Source organism: Peribacillus sp. 05N428 (assembly GCF_056397085.1).
This window is the reverse complement of record NZ_JBFTMS010000020.1, coordinates 38128-54710: the sequence shown is the minus strand read 5'-3', so window position 1 is coordinate 54710 and position 16583 is coordinate 38128. Positions and strand designations below refer to the sequence as shown.

The following is a 16583-nucleotide window of genomic DNA, read 5'->3' as shown; positions in this document are numbered from 1 at the left end:
CATTACACATCTCACTATAAATGAAAATGATTCTCATTGTCAATTATTTACCTCCGCTATTATATGCTGATGAATATCAGGAACCGATATTTTAGCTTCACTTTCCCTGTATCAGTAATGCTGCTTGGACGTTCAAACTCATTCCTCAAAAAAAGCCCTTTTACTCATAGAGTAAAGGGCTTTTGATTAATCTATTATCCTAAACATTAAATTTTATAATTAATAAAATTTTACAATATCTTCGAAAGGCAGGAACGTTTTTTCTCCTGGTTGTTCATTCGGCTCACCAAATGGCATTTGAGCTATCAAAGACCATTTCCCTGGAAGATCCCAAGTCTTCATCACTTCTTCATCAATGATCGGATTATAATGCTGTAAAGATGCCCCTATGCCTTCCGCTGTTAAAGTCATCCATATTGCATACTGCAGCATAGCACTTCCTTGATGGGACCAATAAGGAAACTGTTCTTTATAGGAGGGGGCTTTTTCTTGCATTTGTTCTATCGTTTCTTGATTTTCAAAGAATAGAATGGTGCCCACTCCATCACGAAATCCTTGCAGTCGTTCCAATGTAGCCGCAAAGCTCTCTTCCGGGACACGGGAACGAAGTGTTTCTTTTACAATATCCCAGAACCTTTCATGCTGGTCATCCATCACTACCACCACTCGTCCGCTTTGCATATTAAATGAAGTTGGTGCATGTAAAGCGATTTTTAACAGTTCATTCATTCTTTCCTTCGTAATATTATCGTTCTTTTTCACCTTACGGATGGAACGGCGATTGATGATTGCTTCTTTTACATTTGTTGTAGTTGCTGACATTTTGAGTCCTCCAATTTTATGTTTCATTTCATTTTATTTAATAGAAGGCTTTTAGCAACTCCCCTTACCATCACATTGCAAGCCATCAAATTCATTCTGTTTATTTTTTGCTTCTTCCTTCTCAATGACTTGCGCTAACCTTTCTTTGCTGGCTAGTCCTTGAATGACTTCATCACCAATAATAAACGTCGGGACAGCCCTGATATCTGCTTCTTCATAAGCATGCTTGAGTGCTTGCTGGTGCACTTCCCGATACTTTCGTGACACTAACGCTTCTCTAAAGGCATCAACAGGAAGCTCAACTTCACCCGCTAATTTTGTCAACACTTCTATATCTTCAATATTTTGTTCCTCTTGAAAAAATGCTGTAAATACTCTGTTGTGGAATTCGTTCCCTTTTCCGTGCTCCTTTGCAAAATGGCAGCCTTCGAATGCCAAATGTGTATATGGATGCGGGGAGACACGGGGTAAACGCATATCAACCCCTAGCTTTTTCGCAGCAGGAAGAATGTAAGAATCCCATGAATTCAGCTTATCGGGTTCCTTCCATGGATCAATTTTCGTATATGGACTCGGACGCAATTCAAATGGCATCCATTCCACTTCTACATCCTTTTCCTTCACGATTTCGTCCAAAGGCCCTTTACCTAAAAAACAAAATGGACAAATAAAATCAGAATACGCTTTAATTTTCACTGTCATCATATATTCCCTCACTTTTCAATATCAGCTAAACTTGTAACCAAACCAGTTACAATATAGAGCAAAAAAAATCAATATAATTACATGGCATTCAGTACCTGTACAGTCGATTGCTCCCTGCGATTGTTCATCGCCCACTGTAATCATTTTAGTTACAGGTTAGAGGGAAGTCAACCATTATTTTAAATAAAAAAAAGTTTGTAAAGAAAATGTTGCTTTTCTCTACAAACTTTTTTATTAAAACTTCCTTACATCTCGATTTGTTCGTTAACGGGTTCTCTCTTTTTCCTTCTCTGTTTTTTCGATTTTTTATAATACAGCAATTCGTATATACATGGAATGACGATCAGTGTGAGCAGTGTGGAAACAGCTAGCCCTCCAATGACAACGATCGCCAAGCTTTGTGAAACCAAGCTTCCTGTTTCCGCCTTTTTATATAAAAGCGGCAGCATGGCACAAATCGTTGCTACAGCCGTCATTATGATTGGACGGAATCTTGTGGCTGTCGCTTCGACGATCGCATCACGGATGATCATTTTTTCTTCGTTTTGTTTGACTCGATCCAGAAGCACAATCGCGTTTGTCACAACAATTCCTATTAACATGAGAGCACCAAGCAGTGCTGTAATATCAACTGGAATTCGACTGATAACCAATCCTAATACCGCTCCAATGGCAGCGAATGGCAAGGAAAATAGAATGGCAATCGGTGCTTTGATCGATTTAAAGGTTATAACCATGATTAAAAAGACAATGCCGATCGATATTAACATCGTAAGGAATAAATCGGAAAAATCATCTGTCTGCTGAGCACTGGCTCCGCCGACTAAAATCTCTACATCATCCGGAATATCAAGGCCTTTGTTCTCTTTATCTCCAAATACCTCAAGATTTATTTTGCTTGCAATATCGGAAAGCTTAGCCGGATCGACCGTTGCCGTTAATTGGAGATATGTTTCTCCATCTTTATGGAACTGCGTTGTTGCGCTCTCTTCGCTCTTTAAAGAAGCAACTTTTGAAACTGGGGCTAGACCCCCGTCTGTCATGATCGGAATGCTTTTTAAATCCTCTGGTTTTTTAGGATCCAAGATTGGTTCAAGGACGACAGGTGTTTGCTTATCCTGTAAAGTTATATGGCCGATAGGCGTTTTATTAAGCATGATACCCAATTGTTGACCTATTTGTTCTGTATTGCCTTTAGCTGGATCTACCGTGAATGAATAAATGGTTTTCTTTTCATCCTGGTTCGTTGTAATTTCTTCGATTCCTTTAATATCCTGAATTCTTTCTTTGACATTATTGGCCGTCCGTTCCAAATCTTCAACATTACTGCCGATCACATCTATTGTAATGTTCGTCTTTGATGCTCCCATCATAAAGGAAGAGGCTTGGGCCGTAAGCTTCGCATCCGGATAGTTTTCTTGTTCCTTTTCCATTTTTTTCAGGATTGCATCTACATTTGCTTTATCCTTTACCAGGATGCCGAAAATCGCTTCTGTAGGTGATGCGACTTCGCCATATTGTGCTGTCTCGGGCGAGTTTCCTAATTGCATGAAAATATTATCCACTTCACTCATACCCTGCATCGTTTCTTCGAGTTCAATCGCTTTTTCCTTTACTTTCTCATAGGGCTGATCATTTGGATAAGTTAATGTCACAGAGACATAGTCTGCTGAAGAATTATCAATCGCCCCTTTTGGCATGGCAAAATATGTACCAATGGAACCGACAAACAACAGCATCGCAACAATCAGGACAACCCATTTATGGTTTAGTGACCAAGTAACCAGCTTCGTAAAACGCTTGGCCGGTCGATGTTTTGGCAGCTCCGTCCTTTTCAGCAATCCTGCGCTCATTAACGGAACAACCGTCAATGCCACAATTAATGAAGCCAGCAAAGAATAAGTGACAGTCAAAGCGAAAGGAAGAAGAAACTCCTGAAGCCCTCCATTCAATAAAGCAACCGGCAAGAAAACGGCCACAGTCGTAAGGGTTGAAGCTGTGATTGCCACTCCCACTTCTTTCGTTGCATCCATCACCAATTCGACTGAAATCTTCTCCTGCTGCATTTTCCGGAAAATGTTTTCAATAACGACAATACTATCGTCCACCAAGCGCCCGATCGCTACAGCGACACCGCCCAGCGTCAAAATATTCAGCGTCACTCCCGACAATGACAGCAAAAATAACGTAAAGCCAAGAGATAGCGGTATGGATACGATTGTAATGAATGTAGATCGTACATTCCGTAAAAAGACCATGATTACAATCGTAGCGAATAGCGCACCTAACAGAACTTCTTTTACCATCGTCTGAACGGAAGTCTCCACCATATCAGCTGTAGATAAATAAATGGTCGATTTCTGGTCACTATACTTTTCATTAATTTCTTTTGCTACTTTTTCAACCTCTTTACTGATTGTGACAGCATTTGATTGACTGTCCTTGATAATGCTTAAATCAATGCTTTCCTTTCCATTAAAACGACTGATGAGGTTGCCATCATTCGCTTCTTCAACTTTTGCTATCTCTCCAAGTGCGACATTCGGAGTGACCTTCAGCGCTTCTAATTTTTCAATACTTGTTAAATCACCAATGACCTTGATGTTACTTGCCTTCCCATCAATTACTTTTTCGCCTACGGCCAGAGCTGCATTCTGACCGTTAAGGACGCTCATGACATCTTGAATGGAGACTTTCTTTTTAGCCAATTCTTCATTATCCACTTTGACTGAAAGAATGGATTGCGAAACCCCAAATGTCTGTACATCCGAAACGCCTTTAATATCTTTATACATAGGCTCTAATTCTTTCTTGGCAAAGTCTATATTTTCAGCTGTTAACCCATCCTTAAAAGTAACTGATACAAATGAAATGGGAATCATTGACGTATTTAACTGTGTAACAGTAGGCTTTGCCATGCTTTGCGGCAATGCTACACTGCCTAATGCTTCCTGAACATCCAGTTTCGCTTGTTTCATATCCGATCCGGCTTCAAAGAATAGATCTACTTTTGAAAAACCATCTCCAGTGGTGGAGTATATGGAACTCTTTCCTTTAACGCCCGTAACTGCCCTTTCAATCGGATCTGTAACTTGTGCTTCCATCGTTTTCGAATCGGTGCCCTGCCCCATTGTGATAATCGTAACTTGTGGATTATCAGCAGATGGTAAAAATTCCATCGGCAGTTTAAAATAACTGACAACTCCTATCATCAAAATAAATATGGTTACCAATGAAACGGCAGCCTTGTTCTTGAACGACCACTTAGTAAAAAACTCCACGCACTAATCACCCCTGAATAAAATTTAGAAGAAAATAATTCCATTTCAAATATTACCATATATTACTAATGTTGGAGTGTTAATTTTTTATTGATTTTTATATTTTTTTATGTCCCTTGATTCAAAGAAACAAAAAAAAGGCTGCGCAGCAGCCTCAAAGAAACAGACTCGATTATTTATACCCTTTGATAAAAAGCATAACGATAGCCAAAACCATTACCCCAATAAGTAATAACGGGCCGATGCCCGAGCTATACACGAAGTATACCGTGATGTGGCGAAAAATGAGCACCACAAGAAATAGGAATAACAGGAAACACAAAATCATGATCAGAGCGGTGTTTTTATTCCGATACAAGTAACCAGCCCCATTTTAATAGCTTTATTTCCACTAAGGAAAAATTCATGCGAATCCTAGCCCTAACAACAACCTTCCGTTAAGAAACAATATGCAGCCCATGTTTTGTACTATTCTTTATATCAAATAAAAAAGGGCTGCGCAAGCAACCCGATTCTTCGAAAATCGTCTGGACCAAAAACTACATTTCCTGAAGTTCATTGACCGTCACAAACGTATACCCTTCGTTCGTTAACTCTCGTAAGATCCCTTCAATCGCTTGAAGCTCTTTACCCGTATCATCATACATCGGATGCATCAGAATGATCGAACCTGGTTTTATATTTTCCTTCACATACTTCACTTTGTCAGAAGCGGTAGTGTAATAGCTATCTGGTTCCAGATCCCAGGTAATGGTCTCTCTATCATTTTTATTTAAATAATAAGGCAAACCTATGATTTTTTTCCCGTTTGGAGGCCGGACATCAATTTCACCCTTATATCCGGCGTTCTGAATCAATTTATCCGTTTTCTCGATTTCCGCCTTGATATAAGAAGGCGATTTAAACACCATCCGCCTGTGGGAATACGTATGATTCCCAATCTGATGTCCCGCTTCCGCTATTTTCCCAGCTTCCTCCGGGTACTTTTCGATTTCATTTCCGATCAGGAAGAACGTAGCTTTCACATCGTATTTATCCAACAACGGCAGGATCTCATTTACATTCTTCGATGGGCCATCATCAAAAGTCAAAGCGACCACTTTTTCATTCGTCTCGACATTATCCGTTAATCCACCGAACACCTGATAGGTTCTCGAATTCATTAATTTATACGTACCAAGCATCAGCAGGAAAACAACCAGGATTCCCAATCCAATGAATATCAGTTTCTTTTTCATGCAAATACCTATCTTTCTATAAGTTTTTTAATTCAATGACCTATTATAGCAAATCACTGAACAAAAACACTTATTGCTCTCTCAGACAGAGCCGTCTACACTCACTTTACATGTATCAACTCAAAACGCTCACACACCAGCAGCATATCTTCTTTAAAGGTGTGACCGATTTTGATCAGTTCTTCTTTAAAAAATTTCTCATGAGCATCCCACCAGTAAGTATAGGTTCGATCTCCTTCCCCTTCTGCAATCGCAAACTCTTCACTCACTTCGTTCATGGGCAATACTTCGACTTTCACTGTTTGTATGATGGCTAAGGGCAAATCCTCACTGCTTAAGATAATGCTGTAATCGCCCACGGATGGTAATGGTTCATTTTCCACTCCGTAAAAAACATGCCCAGAGCATGTAGCCGTTTTTATCCCATCCATCACTAACTGAGCCAAATCATCGGGATCGGCCCCGAATTGCCATGCACTGACTGACTGGGCTTTATCTTCTTTCCCTTGCCAATATTCATTCCAATATAATTCCGCTTTGACATTCATTCTATGATTCTCCATTCTGTTCTGACATAAGGCATATTTGAATGATTATTATTCTTAAAATTTTCGTTCATCTGTCATTTACTATTTTCACTTCTGCATTCATTTAGCTGTTCCCATTCACTTAAATACATACGATTCTTGATTTTTTTTGGATTCACTAGTTTACTAATAAACTCCAAACTGTTTCCGTCAGGATCATTAAAGTGAATTTTAGCGTGGGCATATTCCCCGTGAGGCATCACGAAAGGTTCAACTGGTAAAAATCCAAAAGCCTCTCTTGGCGCATAGCCTCTATCTTCAAGCCATGCGACTGAGCTCTTTAGATCTGCCAATGATACTTGAAAAGCGATATGCCGTAGGGAGGGATGATACTCAACCTCTACTTTTTCCGTTTCCCAAAGCCCCAGCCAGCTTTTATCCTTATCAATCCATAGAAAAGCCAGGTTGTCTTCAACCTTATGATCCAACTGCAAACCAAGCCCTTCATAGAATTCAATGGAACGATTCAAATCACTAACCGGTAAATGTGCTTCATATAAACCTCTTATCATTGAATAATCCCCTTTTAGTCAGAACTATATCCACCATCCTGATTCAATCCCTTTATCTTATTATTCTGCGTGGCCATTCTATTTCACCAGTTAACAACAAAGTGATGATGATTACCCAAAATATAAAGAATGATGAAGAGAAAACCAATGATATGATGGAAATCATTTTTTTCTCCGTTTTCTTCAAAATTCCTATGACAGAAAGGACGATGCCGGCAATCGTAAGGAAAAATGTGATATAACCACCAGTCATGCCCCCGATATTGGCCATTCTGATTGGTGTAATAAAAACAGTAAAAAAGCAAATGATTCCAATGATGAATGAAGTAAAACTAATTACACCGTACCTCTTCTGAATACATGCTTCGTTTTCCATCGAGCTCACCCTTTCATCAGTTTTTAACTCCTATATACACCTATTACTATCTCACCAATGATTTTAACATATAATGCCAGTTTAATTATCGTGCACAAAAAAAGGGGACAAAAGACCGTGAATTAAAGCTTCATTTTCATGCCTTCATGAGTGGCTTTGAATCCTAACCGTTCATAAAATCGCAGCGCTTCTTCCCGCTTTTTATCGGTCGTCAGCTGAATGATATGGCAGCCCCGCTTCTTTGCACGGTCAATCGCATATTGAATCAACTTGCTGCCAATGCCTTTCCCCCGTTCTGCAGATGCCGTCCGAACCCCTTCGATCGTAGCTCTCCAGCCGCCTTGATGGGTAATATGAGGCGTGAACGTGATTTGCTGCACCCCGATGATTTCCTCACCAAGACATGCAACGATCAATTCATTATTTTCATCTCCATCAATGGATTCAAATGCTTTTAGATAGCTGTCAGGAAGCGGGTTTTCATACCGCTCCCTTTCCCTCCCCAATGCATCATCCGCAAGCATCCGTACGATTTCACTTAAGTCTTCTGCCGTCGCATTCCTGAATGTGACCATGCGATCCCTCCTCATATTTACTTCAGTATCAACCTGATGTAAATCATTCCTTCATTAATAACTTCTGCCAATAGTCCGGCGGTCCTCTTTTCTGGAGGAAAAATAATGCAACTGTAAAATTTGGACCAACAAGAAAAGGACCCCCTCTAAAGGAAGTCCTTCAATTCATTCATTATTAGGTAATTGGCGCAGGATTGAACAGTGCCAAATCATTTTGCAGGCCCCAATGCTCTGCCCAGGTTTTCTTTTTACCGCTGGCCACTTCCAGAATAAGGTGAAATATTTCCCACCCGACTTCCTCTATGGTTGCTTCACCAGTAGCGATCGTTCCAGCATTTATATCGATCAGATCTTTCCATTGCTCGGTTAATGTATTTCGTGTAGATACTTTGATGACGGAAGCCATTGCGAGATTATAAGGTGTGCCTCTTCCAGTTGAAAAAACTTGAAGGTGCATGCCGGAAGCAAGCTGCAGTGTTCCGCAAACAAAGTCACTAGCTGGTGTAGCTGCAAAAATCAGCCCTTTTTCCGTTGCTTTTTCACCTGGAGCCAAAACGCCTGAAATGGGGCTGCCTCCGGATTTGGCAATGGAGCCTAATGATTTTTCCACTACATTGGCCAACCCGCCCTTTTTGTTTCCAGGCGACGGATTGGCACTTCGATCGGAATTACCCAATGCAAGATAGTTATCATACCAATCCATTTCCTTTATTAAAGCTCTCCCCACTTCTTCATTCACTGCACGAGGCGTTAATAGATGAATCGCATCCCGTACTTCTGTGACTTCAGAAAATAGAACGGTTGCCCCTGCCCTGACTAACAGATCTGTAGCATATCCTACGGCAGGGTTAGCTGTGACACCAGAGAATGCATCACTTCCACCGCACTGGGTGCCGATGACTAATTCGGAAACCGGAAATGTCTCCCGCTGCCGGCGGTTCAACTTGATTAAACGTTCCTCGGCCATTTCCATAATGGATTGGACCATTCCCGCAAATCCCTGCTGGTCCTGAAGCGATATGATATCTGAATCGTCCCCGCTTGGATTTATTCTCATTGGAGACAGTTTTTCACACCCCAGTCCAACTACCAAGGCTTCCCCGCCGAAATTCGGGTGTTTCGCAAGGTTCTGTATCGTGCGAATGGGAATGACCGCTTCCGGTGCATTGATAGCGACTCCGCACCCATAGTTGTGATTTATGGCGAAAACATCATCAACATTGGGATACTTCGGGAGTAGCTCTTTTTTTATCCGGTTCACGACGAAATCCAGCACGCCCACTACACATTGGACGCTTGTTGTAATGCCCAATATATTCTTGGTTCCAACACTGCCATCTTCATTGCGGAACCCTTGGAATGTATACCCTTCAAGCGGGGGTAAAGTTTTCGGAATATCATTTGCTACCGGCAATTCCTTTAAATCCGGAGAAGACGGAAGTATCACCAGTGATTCGTCAATCCAACAGCCCTTACTGATTGATTTAGCAGCATAACCGATAACTTCCCCATAGCGTACGATGGCTTCATTCTCGACTATGTCCATTAAAGCCACTTTGTGGCCTTGTGGCACTCTTTCTTTCAATTCAAGCCCACAAGGGAATACGGTTCCTTGATCCAGGCCTCCCGTATTAACCACGATGGCGACATTGTCGATCCCATTCACCTTAATATAAAGCGGTACCTCCGTCAGTTGCGTTTTCGTATCCACTTCACCACTCCTTCATTCTAAAAAAGCAAACAGACATCACTAAACATACACGTGCCGGTAATTTTCAGTTAAAATACTGTTTTTTTCCCTTATTTGACAAACACCGTTTTAATGGAAGTAAAAAACTCTTTTGCGGCTTCTCCTTGTTCCCTGGAGTGGGAGCTGGAGTTTTTCATGCCGCCAAATGGCGCCTGTAATTCAACACCTGCGCTCTCGGCGTTGACCCTGATCAATCCCGCTTCCATATCATTAACAAATGAAAGCAGATGTTTGATATTGGCTGTGAAAATTGAAGCACTAAGGCCATATTCCACGCTGTTCGCAAGGTGCAGGGCTTCTTCAACTGAATCAGCTTTCAATAAGGCAATCACCGGACCAAAAATTTCTTCCTGTACAATTGTCATATCTGACGTACAATTATCAAAAATCGTAGGTTCTACATAAAAGCCATTCGCCTGAGGGCCTTCTTCAGCACGCTTCCCGCCAATTAGAAGTGCAGCACCTTCTTCCACTCCTTTTTCGATATAGGAAAGAACCGTATTCAATTGACTTTCGCTGGCACATGGTCCCATCCATGTCCCGCTGTCCAATCCATCCCCGATGGAAATGCCTTTCGTTCCTTTCACCAGCAGCTGCTTGAACTCTTCATAAACTTCAGCTGCAACGATGACACGGCTTGTCGCGGTACATTTTTGCCCCGTTGAACGGAACGCACCTGTGATGACTGCTTCTACAGCCAAGTTAAGATCCGCATCCGCTGCAACGATTACCGGGTTTTTCCCGCCCATTTCAAGCTGGTATTTCGCTCCGCGCGCTAACGCCGCTTGTCCAATCCTTTTTCCGACTCCGTTTGAGCCGGTAAAGGTAATCCCGTTTATATCTTCGTGATCGGCGATGCCCTGCCCTATGACACTGCCCGGCCCTGTAACCATATTGACAACACCCGCCGGGAAACCGGCTTCTTCAAAACACTCCATGATTTTCGCACAGGTGATGGCCGTCTCGGTGGCTGGCTTCACCACAATCGTATTCCCATATACGAGGGCAGGAGCCATCTTCCAGATTGGGATGGCGATCGGGAAATTCCAAGGTGTAATGACACCGACTACACCAAGCGGAACGCGCGTCGTGAACATAAGCGCTGAACTGTCGGTGGATGGAATGACATCCCCCACCTTACGCATTCCTTCTCCTGCATAGTATTTCAGGATCGCAATACCGCGTGCCGTTTCCCCTTTTGTTTCAGCAAATGTCTTGCCCATTTCCCGTGTTGCACATTCTGCGATTTCATCAATCCGCTTTTCAAGAATTTGCGCTGCTTTATATAGATACTCCCCGCGCTCTGAACCAGCTAATTTGCGCCATTTACCTTTCGCCTTTTTCGCTGCTTCCACTGCCAGGTTCAAGTCATCCTTGGTGGATTTTTGTACATAACCGACAATTGCCTGTTTATCTGCCGGGTTTAAACTTTTTTCAACTTCATTTGAAATGGAAGCAACCCATTCACCATTAATATAGTTAAGATACGTTTTTGTTTGAACTGTAGTTATCATATATAATCCCCACCCTTATTAGATTGATTGAATTGGTGTTTCTTTTGGAAAACGATCTAAAGCATTCTCTAATATTGTTTGCATTTCTGCATAATGTTCTTTTTCCACCGGAAGAATCGGTAATCTGACTGTTTGCCCAACCGGCATTCCCATAATCTCCATACCTGCTTTAATGAGAGAAACGGCATACCCTTTTCGCTGACGGCGAATGTTGTTGATCGGCATGATGACCTGCTGGTAAATTTCATTGACCGTTTCTTGATCTCCGCTCAAAATGCCATTATAGAACTTTCGTGAGATATGCGGGATGTAATTGGATATCGCCGATGAATAGGAATCAAAGCCAAGTGGAACGTAGGCCGACATGGTAACTTCCGCAAGCGGCATTCCGTTCAGCCAGCCGAAACGTTTTCCGAAGGTTTGTGTAAGGAGTCCATTCAACTCCATATTGCCCAGACCGTCTTTGACGCCGACTACCTGCGGGACCTCAGCAAGCGCTTCCAAAGTTGAAAGTGAAAATGCTACATTATCACGCTGATATACGATGGAATTCAAGTCTGTACTCTCTGCGATGGCTTTGAAATAAGCCGACAGACCAGCCTGTTCTCCAGTAACGAGATATGGAGGTAATATTAAATAACCATCTGCCCCTTTTTCCGCAGATATTCTGGCAAGTTCGAGGGAAGTTTGAATATTCCCGCCTACCCCTGTGTATACAGGTACTTTTCCAGCGGTGACGGATACGGCTACCTCGACCATCGCTTCATATTCCTCTTTACTTAATGATGGATATTCCGCTGCTGCACATGCCACGAAAATAGCTTCTAGTCCCTCATCTAATAAAAATTGGATATTTTGGGCGAGTGCTTGTTCATCAAGCTTATTACTCGTTGTGAATGGTGCCACGGGAAATCCGAGAATTCCTTTAGGTGCCTTGCGGATCTTATTCATTTTTTATTCCCCCTTGCGTATTATTGTTTTATTGTAAGACAAATACACCATCTGGTCAATCGTATTTTTTTTATTTTCTGAAAAATGAAGCACTACTTCATCCCTCGATAATTTCGCTTCTAATATATACAAAAAAACACGATAATGAAGGAGCTAAAATGAAAAAACTTTTAAGAAAAAAAGCCATTGACAAACAATTTTATTTGTCTTACCATTGGACAAAACTAAATATTAAGAATTTTCACGAAGGAGGAAACAGTTAACATTGTAAGCGGTATCAATTAGAAAATATAATAAAATACGATTAAGGAAGTGAGTATATGAACGCTGAAGAAAAAGTTTTTCAACCATCTCCTAAACTGCCAAGTGCCCAGAAAAAAACACGCACACGATGGTTCATTGTCTTTATGCTCTTTTTGGTTACAGCCCTGAATTATGCGGATCGTGCGACGCTATCCATTGCGGGTACGGACATGTCTGGTCAGCTTGGTCTCGATTCAGTCATGATGGGCTATGTTTTCTCCGCTTTCGCTTGGTCTTATGTAGCTGGACAAATTCCAGGCGGATGGCTTTTAGACCGTTTTGGCTCGAAAAAAGTTTATTTTTGGAGTATCACGTTATGGTCTACCTTTACGCTTTTACAAGGGTTTCTCGGTTTTTTCGGTTCTGCGGGAACGGCTGTCATGGTATTGTTCGGACTGCGCTTCTTAGTTGGATTGGCGGAAGCCCCTTCCTTTCCGGCCAACAGCCGCATCGTTGCCACCTGGTTCCCAAGCCATGAACGCGGAACCGCGGCTGCCACTTTCAATTCGGCCCAGTATTTTGCAACCGTTCTCTTTGCACCGATCATGGGTTACATTACGTATAAATTCGGTTGGGAATACGTCTTCTTCTTTATGGGGGCTTTAGGAATCATCGTTGCTTTCATCTGGCTGAAAACGATTTATGGCCCAAAGGAACATCCACGCATCAACCAAGCTGAGCTTGAATATATCGAAGCGGGCGGCGCTTTGATCAATATGGATCAAACCAGTACAAATAAGGAGGAAAAGAAAGGCGTCAACTGGAATCATATAAAGCAGCTATTATCAAATCGCATGCTGTTAGGTGTTTATCTCGGACAATATTGCATTACGACGTTAACGTACTTTTTCCTGACATGGTTTCCTGTGTACCTAGTACAAGAAAGGGGCATGACCATTCTTGAAGTTGGATTCGTCGCTTCCCTTCCGGCCATTTGTGGGTTTTTTGGCGGCATTCTCGGAGGGACATTCTCGGATTTCTTGTTACGGAAGGGATTCTCATTGACTGTCGCCAGAAAGTTGCCAATTGTTGTTGGGATGATTCTATCGATGAGCTTGGTGGCAGCAAATTATGTAGATACGGAATGGGTTGTCATTTTCGTTATGGCCCTTGCGTTTTTCGGTAAAGGATTCGGGGCACTCGGCTGGGCGGTAGTGGCCGATACCTCTCCAAAGGAAATGTCAGGTGTCAGCGGCGGGCTTTTCAACACATTCGGTAACATTGCCGGCATTACAACACCGATTATCATCGGATATATCATTGCCACGACAGGGTCGTTCAATGGTGCGCTAGTCTTCGTTTGTGCTAATGCTCTTGTCGCGATTTTAAGTTATTTATTCCTAGTTGGTGAAATTAAACGTGTAGAGTTAAAGTCATAGTAAACTAAATATTCTGGCAGGGGGAAAAAATCATGAACAATCAATTGCTAAAGGATAATGTAAAAATCGGCACACCGGTAATTTCAGAAATGAGCGTCATTCCAGTTGCGGGCCATGACGGCATGCTTTTGAACTTGAGTGGTGCCCATGCTCCTTATTTCACCCGGAACATCGTCATTCTAAAAGACAATGCGGGTAATACGGGTGTCGGTGAAGTTCCTGGAGGCGAAAAAATCCGCCAGACACTCGAAGATGCTAAAGAATTGGTTGTCGGCCAGTCCATCGGGACATACAACAACATTCTAAATGCCATCCGCAAGCAGTTTGCGGACCGGGATGCTGGAGGGCGCGGCCTTCAGACGTTCGATCTTCGTATTGCCATTCATGCCGTAACAGCATTGGAAGCGGCACTTCTTGATTTAGTTGGCCAACATTTAGGTGTTCCAGTCGCAGCCCTTCTCGGCGAAGGACAGCAGCGTGATAAAGTGGAAATGCTGGGCTACTTATTTTATGTAGGTGACCGCAATAAAACAGATCTTGGTTATTTAAGCGAACCGGAAGCGGAAGATGACTGGCTTCGCCTCCGTCATGAGGAAGCGCTGACACCCGAATCGATTGTCCGCTTGGCAGAAGCCGCCCACTCTCGCTATGGTTTCAATGATTTTAAATTGAAAGGCGGGGTTTTGCGCGGGGAAGAAGAAATCGAAGCGGTGACGGCACTTGCGGAACGCTTCCCTGAAGCCAGGATCACCCTTGACCCAAATGGCGGCTGGCTGCTTGAGGATGCGATTAAACTTTGCCGGGATCAACATCATGTTTTGGCTTATGCGGAAGATCCATGCGGAGCGGAAAATGGTTTTTCCGCCCGGGAAATCATGACGGAATTCAGGCGCGCAACGGGCCTTCCAACCGCTACGAATATGATTGCAACGGACTGGAGGCAAATGGGGCACTCCATTCAACTTCAATCCGTGGACATTCCTCTTGCCGATCCGCATTTTTGGACGATGCAAGGCTCAGTCCGTGTCGCTCAAATGTGTAACGACTGGGGCTTGACTTGGGGATCACACTCGAATAATCACTTTGATATTTCACTTGCCATGTTTACACACGTTGCTGCAGCCGCACCTGGAAAAATCACTGCGATCGATACCCACTGGATTTGGCAGGATGGGCAGCGTTTGACGAAAGAACCTTTTAAAATTGTCGGCGGAATGGTCGATGTCCCTTCCAAACCCGGACTTGGAATTGAAGTGGATATGGAACAAATCGAGAAGGCACATCAGCTTTATAAACAAAAAGGACTTGGTGCCCGTGATGATTCGATGGCTATGAAATACTTGGTTTCCGGATGGAAGTTCAATCCAAAATCACCTTGCCTTGTCAGATGATTTTTTACCAACAATGCGTGCGTCTCTCTCTTTAGAGCGGCGCATTTTACTTTTTTTGGACATAGGTCTACATGCAAATAAGTGTATTATATTATATAATTAGTCTTACAGTAGGAATACATATAGGATTTAACAGAAAAGGGGTTACATAATGGAAGAATCGTCAAAGAAATTAGGCGTACAATCGGTACATCGCAATACTCTTTCACAACAAGTCGTGGATCAAATCGTGCATCTGCTCGTTACTGGCCAAATGAAAGCGGGCGACAAACTGCCTCCTGAAATGGAGCTTATGAAAGAACTTGAAGTAAGCCGGCCTGTTTTACGTGAGGCGCTCAGTGCCCTTGATACACTAGGGGTCATTACACGGAAAACGCGTGAAGGAACCTTTTTTAACGATAAAATCGGTACACATCCATTCTCTGTGATGCTTGCGTTGGCTACCGATAATTTACCAGCGATCATCGAAGCGCGAATGGCTTTGGAGTTGGGATTGGTAACAATGGCTGCCGAGAAGATCACAGACGAGCAACTGGAGAAACTGCAAGTTACGATTGACACGATTGCCAATAGTGAAGACAACGATTATGGAGAGGCCGATAAAGAATTCCATAAGATCATCGCTTTAAGTGCGAACAATCCCATCATTGAAGGCATGATCGATTCCTTATTGATCACTCATAATAAAATAAATAGCTTGATTCAATTCAGGGAACGGGAACTGACTGTGAAGTATCATAAAGCTATCTATGCTGCACTTGCAGCACATGATCCACATGAAGCATTCAGCCAAATGTACAAGCACCTTGATTACGTCCGTCAGAAAGTCCTTCAATATTCTCACGAACATTAATAGATTGTTTGCGAGGTACCGCAGCAAACTAATGGATTACTCAATGATTCTATTTCATAAGGAAAGTGGATTTTTTCAGGGAACCTATTTTGCTTCCGAGATTTCAGAGTTCAACTTATCTTTTAAATCCAATTGATAGCATAATTCTTTTTGAGAAAAACTGGATAGTAGCGGAACTATCCAGCCCCCACTAATCCACTTTCGATTGAAATCACCCGATGAAGTCAAAACCTTCCTCATGGAAATTGCTGGCTAACCACAATCCCCCTCCAAATACCCTGCCAAGGCTCCACTCAAAAAAACATGCATCCCTGCTTACTGGCAGGAATGCATGGATCATCAGTCA

The 16583-nt window shown here is 42.5% G+C and carries 14 protein-coding genes; 3 read left to right on the top strand and 11 right to left on the bottom strand.

The genetic code is table 11. The annotated features are described in order from the left end of the window. Window positions 1–219: 219 nt before the first annotated feature. The 11 genes from AC1DIV_RS18085 to kdgD all read right to left on the bottom strand — a co-directional run bounded on the left by AC1DIV_RS18085 (window position 220) and on the right by kdgD (window position 12311). Window positions 220–822 carry a nitroreductase family protein gene (locus AC1DIV_RS18085; RefSeq protein ID WP_477577043.1) on the bottom strand — a complete coding sequence of 201 codons (603 nt, stop codon included), beginning with the start codon at window positions 820–822 and terminating at the stop codon, window positions 220–222. 51 nt (window positions 823–873) lie between these two features. Next, window positions 874–1524 (bottom strand): DsbA family oxidoreductase, encoded by a 651-nt coding sequence (locus AC1DIV_RS18080; protein WP_477577106.1) that lies wholly within the window; start codon window positions 1522–1524, stop codon window positions 874–876. Between the two features lie 248 nt (window positions 1525–1772). After that, window positions 1773–4808 (bottom strand): efflux RND transporter permease subunit, encoded by a 3036-nt coding sequence (locus tag AC1DIV_RS18075; RefSeq protein WP_477577041.1) that lies wholly within the window; start codon window positions 4806–4808, stop codon window positions 1773–1775. A 539-nt stretch (window positions 4809–5347) separates the two neighbouring features. Continuing rightward, window positions 5348–6046: a polysaccharide deacetylase family protein gene (locus AC1DIV_RS18070; protein WP_048683395.1), complete on the bottom strand. Its 699-nt coding sequence runs from the start codon at window positions 6044–6046 to the stop codon at window positions 5348–5350. 101 nt (window positions 6047–6147) lie between these two features. Further along, window positions 6148–6594: an ASCH domain-containing protein gene (locus AC1DIV_RS18065; RefSeq protein ID WP_477577039.1), complete on the bottom strand. Its 447-nt coding sequence runs from the start codon at window positions 6592–6594 to the stop codon at window positions 6148–6150. A 74-nt stretch (window positions 6595–6668) separates the two neighbouring features. Next, window positions 6669–7145 (bottom strand): VOC family protein, encoded by a 477-nt coding sequence (locus tag AC1DIV_RS18060; protein WP_477577037.1) that lies wholly within the window; start codon window positions 7143–7145, stop codon window positions 6669–6671. A gap of 52 nt (window positions 7146–7197) precedes the next feature. Continuing rightward, window positions 7198–7521, bottom strand: coding sequence for a hypothetical protein (locus tag AC1DIV_RS18055; protein WP_048683423.1), 324 nt, complete (start codon window positions 7519–7521; stop codon window positions 7198–7200). A 122-nt stretch (window positions 7522–7643) separates the two neighbouring features. Further along, entirely contained in the window at window positions 7644–8096 is a 453-nt protein-coding gene (locus tag AC1DIV_RS18050; protein ID WP_323599359.1) for a GNAT family N-acetyltransferase, read from the bottom strand. 175 nt (window positions 8097–8271) lie between these two features. Next, complete coding sequence (gene garD / locus AC1DIV_RS18045) at window positions 8272–9807, bottom strand: galactarate dehydratase (RefSeq protein WP_477577035.1); 1536 nt, start codon at window positions 9805–9807, stop codon at window positions 8272–8274. Between the two features lie 89 nt (window positions 9808–9896). Further along, the gene (gene gucD / locus AC1DIV_RS18040; RefSeq protein WP_477577033.1) at window positions 9897–11360 is read right to left on the bottom strand and encodes an alpha-ketoglutaric semialdehyde dehydrogenase GucD; all 1464 of its coding nucleotides are present in this window, start codon (window positions 11358–11360) and stop codon (window positions 9897–9899) included. 18 nt (window positions 11361–11378) lie between these two features. Then, window positions 11379–12311: a 5-dehydro-4-deoxyglucarate dehydratase gene (kdgD, locus tag AC1DIV_RS18035; protein WP_323599362.1), complete on the bottom strand. Its 933-nt coding sequence runs from the start codon at window positions 12309–12311 to the stop codon at window positions 11379–11381. 320 nt (window positions 12312–12631) lie between these two features. Between kdgD and AC1DIV_RS18030 the strand changes: the two genes are divergently transcribed. The 3 genes from AC1DIV_RS18030 to AC1DIV_RS18020 all read left to right on the top strand — a co-directional run bounded on the left by AC1DIV_RS18030 (window position 12632) and on the right by AC1DIV_RS18020 (window position 16237). Continuing rightward, window positions 12632–13993, top strand: coding sequence for an MFS transporter (locus AC1DIV_RS18030; RefSeq protein ID WP_161922241.1), 1362 nt, complete (start codon window positions 12632–12634; stop codon window positions 13991–13993). 32 nt (window positions 13994–14025) lie between these two features. Beyond that, window positions 14026–15384 (top strand): glucarate dehydratase, encoded by a 1359-nt coding sequence (gudD, locus tag AC1DIV_RS18025; protein ID WP_477577031.1) that lies wholly within the window; start codon window positions 14026–14028, stop codon window positions 15382–15384. 151 nt (window positions 15385–15535) lie between these two features. After that, window positions 15536–16237 carry a FadR/GntR family transcriptional regulator gene (locus tag AC1DIV_RS18020; RefSeq protein WP_034309657.1) on the top strand — a complete coding sequence of 234 codons (702 nt, stop codon included), beginning with the start codon at window positions 15536–15538 and terminating at the stop codon, window positions 16235–16237. Window positions 16238–16583 lie beyond the last annotated feature (346 nt).

What these genes read in the sequence shown, in the direction of transcription:
- AC1DIV_RS18085 (WP_477577043.1), bottom strand. Translation starts at nt 822, where the DNA reads ATGTCAGCAACTACAACAAATGTAAAAGAAGCAATCATCAATCGCCGT.
- AC1DIV_RS18080 (WP_477577106.1), bottom strand. Translation starts at nt 1,524, where the DNA reads ATGACAGTGAAAATTAAAGCGTATTCTGATTTTATTTGTCCATTTTGT.
- AC1DIV_RS18070 (WP_048683395.1), bottom strand. Translation starts at nt 6,046, where the DNA reads ATGAAAAAGAAACTGATATTCATTGGATTGGGAATCCTGGTTGTTTTC.
- AC1DIV_RS18065 (WP_477577039.1), bottom strand. Translation starts at nt 6,594, where the DNA reads ATGAATGTCAAAGCGGAATTATATTGGAATGAATATTGGCAAGGGAAA.
- AC1DIV_RS18060 (WP_477577037.1), bottom strand. Translation starts at nt 7,145, where the DNA reads ATGATAAGAGGTTTATATGAAGCACATTTACCGGTTAGTGATTTGAAT.
- AC1DIV_RS18055 (WP_048683423.1), bottom strand. Translation starts at nt 7,521, where the DNA reads ATGGAAAACGAAGCATGTATTCAGAAGAGGTACGGTGTAATTAGTTTT.
- AC1DIV_RS18050 (WP_323599359.1), bottom strand. Translation starts at nt 8,096, where the DNA reads ATGGTCACATTCAGGAATGCGACGGCAGAAGACTTAAGTGAAATCGTA.
- gucD (WP_477577033.1), bottom strand. Translation starts at nt 11,360, where the DNA reads ATGATAACTACAGTTCAAACAAAAACGTATCTTAACTATATTAATGGT.
- kdgD (WP_323599362.1), bottom strand. Translation starts at nt 12,311, where the DNA reads ATGAATAAGATCCGCAAGGCACCTAAAGGAATTCTCGGATTTCCCGTG.
- AC1DIV_RS18030 (WP_161922241.1), top strand. Translation starts at nt 12,632, where the DNA reads ATGAACGCTGAAGAAAAAGTTTTTCAACCATCTCCTAAACTGCCAAGT.
- gudD (WP_477577031.1), top strand. Translation starts at nt 14,026, where the DNA reads ATGAACAATCAATTGCTAAAGGATAATGTAAAAATCGGCACACCGGTA.
- AC1DIV_RS18020 (WP_034309657.1), top strand. Translation starts at nt 15,536, where the DNA reads ATGGAAGAATCGTCAAAGAAATTAGGCGTACAATCGGTACATCGCAAT.